Genomic DNA, 4,822 nt, shown 5'->3' with positions numbered 1-4,822 from the left:
GAGAGGAGCCTATTATTACTCAAAGAGAGAAAGCGGGCAGAGACCTGTTTTCAACTGCAGTATCAAAGGTCAGACAACCGATAGAATCTTTTTTCAACTGGCTGAATGAAAAAACAAATATTCAAAGAGCGATGAAAGTCAGATCTACATCTGGACTTTTAGTACATACGATGGGCAAAATTGCCATCGCATTCATTTATCTAATTTTCTAAAACAAGGAATCAGAGTTCAACTACTGATTCGCATTAAAAGAATAAACCTACCAATAAATCTATCAACTTGATTCCCACAAAAGGAACAATCACACCACCCAAACCATAGATCAACAGATTACGGCGAAGTAAAGCACTCGCACCTATCGGTTTGTATTGCACGCCACGCAAAGCCAGCGGAATCAGAATCGGAATAATAATCGCATTAAAAATGACCGCTGAAAGAATGGCGCTTTCAGGACTATGCAGATGCATGATATTCAGAGCTGCCAATTCGGGAATAGCGACCATAAACAAGGCAGGAACAATTGCGAAATATTTTGCAACGTCATTGGCGATAGAGAAAGTGGTCAGCGTGCCGCGTGTCATCAGCAATTGTTTACCGATTTCCACAATCTCGATCAGTTTTGTCGGATCGTTATCCAGATCGACCATATTACCGGCTTCCTTCGCAGCCTGTGTACCACTATTCATGGCTACACCTACATTGGCTTGTGCCAGAGCAGGAGCATCGTTCGTTCCGTCTCCCATCATTGCAACCAATTTACCAGCCTGCTGTTCCTTCTTGATATATTCCATCTTATCTTCCGGTTTAGCTTCAGCGATAAAATCATCCACACCGGCTTTTTCGGCAATATATTTTGCAGTTAACGGGTTATCTCCTGTCACCATGACCGTCTTCACTCCCATCTTACGCAGACGTTCGAAACGTTCCTGAATACCCGGTTTGATAATATCCTGCAACTCAATGACACCGGTCACTTTCTTGTTTACACATACTACCAATGGCGTACCACCATTGCTGGAGATAGAAGAGATAATCTCTTCCACTTCTTTTGGGAATTCATTTCCTGCACCTTCCACCATCTTACGGATAGCGTCGAAAGCACCTTTACGAATTTGCGTTCCATCTGCCAGGTCTACTCCCGAACATTTGGTTTCAGCCGTAAATTTAATCATACGCGCTCCTGTTGTATTCAGGTTACGCATACGCATTCCCGACTCGCGTCCCAGTTCTACGATAGATTTACCTTCCGGCGTTTCATCGGACAAGGAAGACAACAGACAAGTCTCTACAAAATCGTGCAAATTGACACCCGGAGCCGTATGGAAATGAGTTGCTTTACGGTTACCGATGGTGATAGTACCTGTTTTATCCAGCAACAACGTATCAATATCACCGGCAGTCTCTACCGCTTTACCAGATTTAGTAATCACGTTGGCACGGAGCGCGCGGTCCATACCGGCAATACCGATAGCAGAAAGAAGTCCACCGATAGTTGTCGGAATCAGACACACAAACAAAGAAATAAGCGAAGCAATAGTGATGACCGTATTACTATAGTCGGCAAACGGTTTCAAGGTAACACACACAATGACAAAAACAAGCGTAAAACCTGCCAACAGAATAGTCAACGCAATCTCGTTCGGGGTTTTCTGACGGGAAGCACCTTCCACCAATGCAATCATCTTATCAAGGAAACTTTCTCCCGGTTGAGTAGTCACCAGTACTTTTATATGATCGGACAATACCTTCGTGCCACCCGTTACGGAACTCTTGTCGCCACCTGCCTCACGAATGACCGGAGCAGACTCGCCGGTGATAGCACTTTCATCAATAGAAGCCAAACCTTCAATAATCTCACCGTCGGAAGGAATCACGTCTCCCGCCTCACAAACAAACACATCTCCTTTCTTCAATTGTGAAGAACTGACGGTAACGATTTTATTACCTTCCACTTTCTTTGCCGGTGTCTCTTCACGAGTCTTACGCAAGCTGTCGGCCTGTGCTTTACCACGTGCTTCGGCAATAGCTTCGGCAAAATTGGCAAACAACAAGGTTACAAACAGAATGATAAACACGGCAATGTTGTAAGCAAACGAACCTTGTGAAGAATTTACAATGGAGTAGAGCGTTACGAGTAGCATGACCACTGTAGCCACTTCTACTGTAAACATAATCGGGTTCTTTATCATCATCCGCGGGTTCAGTTTCACGAATGACTGTTTCAAACTTTCTATAACTTGCTCCTTTGGAAACAAAGAAGCTGATTTATTATCTTTCATATCTTCTCTAATTCAGTATTACAAACTTAAATGTTCAGCAATTGTACTCAATGCATGTACCGGGAAGAACGACAGCGCAGCAATAATGAAGATAACCACAAATGTCATGACTCCGAAAGTCAATGTATCGGTCTTCAATGTGCCGGCACTTTCCGGAATGAATTTCTTCTGTGCCAGTAATCCGGCAATGGCAACCTGCCCGATGATAGGAATAAAACGGCTCAAAATCAGAACAATACCACACGTATAATTCCAGAAATAAGTATTATCTCCCAAGCCTTCAAAACCGGAACCGTTATTGGCGGCACAAGAAGTGTACTCATAAAGTTGCTCACTTAAACCGTGGAATCCCAAGTTGTTCAACCATCCACCTTCACTTTCCACAAAATCAGGGTGGTGCACATAAATATAACTTGAGAGTGCTGTAAATACCAAAATGACAAACGGATGAAGCAGAGCTACAATCGTAGCGATTTTCATTTCGCGGGCTTCCACTTTCTTGCCGAGAAATTCCGGCGTACGTCCTACCATCAAACCGCTGATAAACACTGTAATGATAATAAATGTATAGTAATTCATCCATCCTACACCTACACCGCCAAACCAAGTGTCAATCTGCATATTCAGCATCTCCATCATTCCGGACAGCGGCATAGTAGAATCATGCATACCATTCACAGAACCATTAGAGGTTACAGTAGTTACAATACTCCATAATGCTGTTGCTCCGGCTCCCAAACGAACCTCTTTACCTTCCATCGCACCATTATCCTGCGCAATTCCCAATTCATCAATGCGTGGATTACCACCCATTTCCTGACTGACATTAATACATACGCCTACCAGAAAAGCGAAAAGCATTACTCCGAATATACTGTAAGCCAACTTCTTTCTGCGGGTATAAAATCCCAGCGCAAGTACCATTGCCATCGGGATAATCAGGATAGACCAACATTCTACCATATTAGTAAGATATGTCGGATTCTCCAACGGATGAGAAGAGTTTACACCAAAATAACCACCACCATTTGTACCCAATTGTTTGATAGGAACAATCGCAGCCGTAGGACCTTGAGAAACCATTTGTTCCTGGCCTTCCATCGTAGTTACCTTCATCTTACCGTCAAATCCCATCGGAGTTCCCTGGAGAATCAGGATAAAACCTACAAACAGAGAAAGAGGCAATAAAATACGTGTACAGCTTATTACCAGAAATTGCCAGAAGTTACCAATCGTTTTGGTTGTTTTTGCAGCAATACTCTTCATAATACCTGCCATAGCAGCCATACCTGTTGCTGCGGTAATAAACTGGAAAAGCATGATGACGAACAGTTGAGTAAAATAAGTCAGTCCGCTTTCACCGCTATAGTGCTGCAAGTTACAGTTCACCATAAAACTGATACAGGTATTGAATGCCTGATCCGGAGTCTGCGGTCCGTTGCCGTCCGGATTTAAGGGCAACCATCCTTGTGAAACCAAGAGTACCATTCCCCAGAAAAACCAGAAAGCATTCAAAATCAACAATGCTTTCAGGAATTGTTTCCAGTTCATTTCTTCATTGGGGTCGATTCCACAAGCTTTATAAATGACTCTTTCGATAGGAGCCATAAAATCAGACCAGGTCTTTTCTCCTCTGTAGACCTTGGCAATGTATTTTCCCAGTGGATAAGCCAGAACCACCATCAAGGCTATCTGAACAACCACGCCTAAAATTTCTGTATTCATATACTTTTTACCTTAAACTGTGTGTGTTACTTTAAAACTTTTCGGGTTTGACGAGCACGTACATCAAATAACCGAAGATCGCAATACCTAATACGAATAATGCTGTGTACATAATCAATTCTCCTTTTTCTTTAAATATTCTCAAACCAGTCTACACATTTCCAAAATAGCCAGAAACAAGCGAAACCGCTTAACAAGCAGAAAATAAATGATAGTGTTATTCCCATGTTTTTACCTTTTAAATGATTAATAATCCTAATTATTTGCCATAAGTAATGCTAAAGGTATGCCAGAAAAAGAGAAAAGTAAGTAAGCTATTGATTTTCAAAACAATAAAAAAGAACTAAAAAGAATAACAAACGGAAAACACCCTACCATTTTGAAATGGATTATGCTATTATGAAAAACAATATAATAGAGAGGTGAAAATAAAAAAGAGTAGTAAAAGAGGAAATACAAGTATACCAAAGTACCATTGATAAATCAAAAAAACAGAAATTTTGCAAAGTACCCAAAACAGAAAGCCCCTTGATTCGTTGTTGAATCAAGGGGCTTCTCTAAAAACGGCGGCTACCTACTCTCCCACTGTTACGCAGTACCATCGGCGTGACGAGGCTTAACTTCTCTGTTCGGAATGGGAAGAGGTGGAACCCTCGTGCTATAACCACCTGAATAAGGTTATGACATGATGAAAAGTAAAATCTCAAGTTCATTACTAGTATGTTTCTGTTCTCTGTTTCCAGTTTCCGTATCAGTAATCCGCTAAACGTATATACCCAACCGGTACATATTTGAAAGAAAGTGAACGGGCAATTAGT

The 4,822-nt window shown here is 41.7% G+C and carries 3 protein-coding genes, 1 rRNA gene and 1 pseudogene; 1 reads left to right on the top strand and 4 read right to left on the bottom strand.

From position 1 onward, the window contains the following. Positions 1-212: pseudogene (locus HMPREF0106_RS27920) on the top strand (transposase); the annotation flags it as partial. A gap of 33 nt (positions 213-245) precedes the next feature. Here HMPREF0106_RS27920 and kdpB read toward each other — a convergent pair. From kdpB to rrf, 4 genes are all read right to left on the bottom strand, one after another. Beyond that, positions 246-2,279 carry a potassium-transporting ATPase subunit KdpB gene (gene kdpB / locus HMPREF0106_RS06845; RefSeq protein WP_009040613.1) on the bottom strand — a complete coding sequence of 678 codons (2,034 nt, stop codon included), beginning with the start codon at positions 2,277-2,279 and terminating at the stop codon, positions 246-248. 18 nt (positions 2,280-2,297) lie between these two features. Continuing rightward, complete coding sequence (kdpA, locus tag HMPREF0106_RS06850) at positions 2,298-4,004, bottom strand: potassium-transporting ATPase subunit KdpA (protein ID WP_009040612.1); 1,707 nt, start codon at positions 4,002-4,004, stop codon at positions 2,298-2,300. 31 nt (positions 4,005-4,035) lie between these two features. After that, positions 4,036-4,116, bottom strand: coding sequence for a potassium-transporting ATPase subunit F (locus tag HMPREF0106_RS28450; protein ID WP_073343870.1), 81 nt, complete (start codon positions 4,114-4,116; stop codon positions 4,036-4,038). Between the two features lie 449 nt (positions 4,117-4,565). Beyond that, a 5S ribosomal RNA gene (gene rrf / locus HMPREF0106_RS06855) occupies positions 4,566-4,676 on the bottom strand. Positions 4,677-4,822 lie beyond the last annotated feature (146 nt).

It is taken from the genome of Bacteroides sp. D22, from assembly GCF_000163675.1.
Taxonomy (GTDB): Bacteria; Bacteroidota; Bacteroidia; order Bacteroidales; family Bacteroidaceae; genus Bacteroides; species Bacteroides xylanisolvens.
This window is presented reverse-complemented; position numbering and strand designations above follow the sequence as displayed.